At 68.6% G+C, this 2,439-nt stretch carries 3 protein-coding genes; 2 read left to right on the top strand and 1 reads right to left on the bottom strand.

The annotated features are described in order from the left end of the window. Positions 1-320 (bottom strand): GntR family transcriptional regulator (locus tag ISU10_RS22620; protein ID WP_194698719.1); only part of this gene is annotated, 320 nt, incomplete at its 3' end. Between the two features lie 153 nt (positions 321-473). On the opposite strand from ISU10_RS22620, the gene ISU10_RS22615 reads away from it, so the two are divergent. Continuing rightward, positions 474-1,448 (top strand): DUF6282 family protein, encoded by a 975-nt coding sequence (locus ISU10_RS22615; RefSeq protein WP_194698718.1) that lies wholly within the window; start codon positions 474-476, stop codon positions 1,446-1,448. Positions 1,449-1,454: 6 nt separating this feature from the next. Then, positions 1,455-2,318, top strand: coding sequence for an N-acyl homoserine lactonase family protein (locus ISU10_RS22610; RefSeq protein ID WP_194698717.1), 864 nt, complete (start codon positions 1,455-1,457; stop codon positions 2,316-2,318). The last annotated feature ends 121 nt before the right edge of the window (positions 2,319-2,439 follow it).

The following is a 2,439-nucleotide window of genomic DNA, read 5'->3' as shown; positions in this document are numbered from 1 at the left end:
CGGTCCGACTCCGAGGCGTGCTCCACGAACAACCGCCCCGCCAAGCCCTCCAGCGCCGACCGGATCTGGTACAACTGCTGCGCCTCGGCCACCCCCAGGTTCGTCACCACCGTGCCCTGGTTCGGGATCACCGTCACCAGGCCCTCGGCCGCCAGCTCCCGCAACGCCTCCCGCACACTCGTCCGGGAGACACCGGTGAGCTCGATCAGCTCCCGCTCGATCAACCGCTGCCCCGGCGCCAACCGACGATCGATGATCGCCTGTCGCAGGTTCTCCAACACCTGCGCACGGATCGGCGAGGGATTGCGCTCGATGCGCATGAGGTCGGGCACCGCGATCCACCCTCCATGGTCGGCCAGACGGGTCGAGCCGACCCTACTGCCGGAGTTGTGCCGGACGCGGGACGCGCGTGCCGATCATTGACCAGCCGGTCATACTGTCATACAACGGGCCCAGGACCGAAAGGACCGACGATGACGATTGCCGCTCCTCCCGGCGGGCAGGACGCAGCGGATCTCCCGCGTGGGCTGCCCCACGAGTTCGACCGCTTGCTGCGTGGCGCGATCGACCTGCACGTGCACGGCCAACCCGACCTGACGACCGACCTCCAGAACCGAGGCTCCGACCTCGAGGTGGCGCGCCTGGCCCGGGACTACGGCATGGCGGGGTGGGCGCTGAAGTCGCACCTGTGGCCGACCATGGATCGGGCCAACCTGCTCCACGACCAGTTGGCGGACTCGGGGTTCTCAGTCTGGGGCTCCATCACGCTGAACCCGCCGGTTGGCGGGCTTGAGCCGGCCGTCGTCGAGATGGCGGCCGCCCACCGGGCGAGGATCGTGTTCCTCCCGACCTGGGCCTCGGTCGCCGACGTCTCACGCCATGGCTACATCTCCATGCTGCTGCGCCGCTACTGCGGGCACTTCGACGAGTACGTCGACCGCACCGCCCTCGCCGTGGTCGACGCGACCGGGCGCCTGACCAGCCGCGCCATCGAGGTGTTCGAGGCCTGTCGGGAGAACGACCTCTGCCTCGCCACCGGGCACGTCTCGCTGGCCGAGAGCCGCGCGATCGCGGACCACTGCGCCGGCACCGGGCAGCGCTTGCTGATCACCCACCCGCTGCACTACGCCGAGGATCCGGCCGATCTGTCGTACTTCGTCGAGCGCGGGGCGTTCGTCGAGCTGAACAACGCACCGCTGCTGCATCCCGACGGGCACCACCACATCCGCGACGTACACGAGGCTATTGGCGCTATCGGCTCCGATGCGGTGGTCCTGACGACCGACATCTTCTCTCGGTGGGTCCCGCCCGAGCCGGAGTGCCTGCGCATGTTCGTCGAGCAGCTGAGCTACCTCGGTTGGTCCGATGCGGACATCCGCCGGATGGTGGTCACCAACCCGCGAAGGTACCTGGGACTGGATCCCGAGCCCGACGAGGGAGCGGAGTGAGCGACCGTGACCGACCACTCGATCTGGATCGTGGAGTACGGCTTCATCGACCGCTTCCCCGCCAGCAACCTCTTCGCCGCCCAGCCCAACGAAGGGCACCGCCGCATGCCCTACTGCTTCGGCGTCGTGCGGTCGGCCGACCGGGTGATCCTCGTGGACACCGGTTTCCACGACCCTGCCATGCACGAGCGGCTCGCCCTCAAGTACGGCGAGGGCAACGTCTGGGCCGACCCGGTCGACGTCGTCAGGCGGTGCGGGGTCGGACCGGACGAGGTCGACGTGGTGGTCCTGACGCACGCGCACTTCGACCACGCCGGGCGCGTGGCGGGCTTTCCCCGCGCGGACGTCGTCATCCAGTCCCACGAGCTCGAGGCGCTCCGCACGGCTGAGGCCCGCGGACCCCGGTTCGAGTTCCTGGTGCGCTCCTCGCAGAAGGACCTCGCCGAGCACCTGGACGGCCGCCCCAGTGGGACGGTGACCTTGGCCCGAGGGTCCCACCAGGTGTGCGACGGCGTCTCCGTGCTCCCGGCACACGACACCCACACGCCCGGCTCCCAAATCGTTGTCGTGGAGAACGAGAGGGACGGCCCCTGGGTGTTCGCCGGCGACAACATGTACTCCTACGAGAACGTCGAAGGGCTTCACTTCGACGGGGTGCTGGCGCCGATCGCTATGTCTACCGGCAGCCCCACCCGCTGGATCGACTTCATGGACGAGACACTGTCGTCGGTCGGCGGCGACGTGAACCGGCTGCTGCCCTTCCACGAGTCGCGGGTGTGGGAGAGATTCCCGTCGGCGCAGCACGCCGACGGACTCCACATCGCCGAGGTCAGCCTGGCCGGCGGTCACGACTCAATCCTGAGGCTCTAAGAGAGAGTTGCCTTCTTCTGCGGCTAGCTTTCACGGCGCGAGTCAACCCTGAGTTTGGGCGTGCGGGAGCGGCCCCGCCGAGTAGCTGGGCTGTGATCGCGACGAGAGGTGCTCGTCTTTG

Source organism: Nocardioides agariphilus (genome assembly GCF_015352445.1).
In the GTDB taxonomy this organism is placed as follows: domain Bacteria; phylum Actinomycetota; class Actinomycetes; order Propionibacteriales; family Nocardioidaceae; genus Nocardioides; species Nocardioides agariphilus.
The sequence above is the reverse complement of the archived record's forward strand: the minus strand, read 5'-3'. Positions and strand labels throughout refer to the sequence as shown.

Excerpts from the sequence above, each read along its gene's own strand:
- ISU10_RS22615 (WP_194698718.1), top strand. The coding sequence starts at position 474 with ATGACGATTGCCGCTCCTCCCGGCGGGCAGGACGCAGCGGATCTCCCG.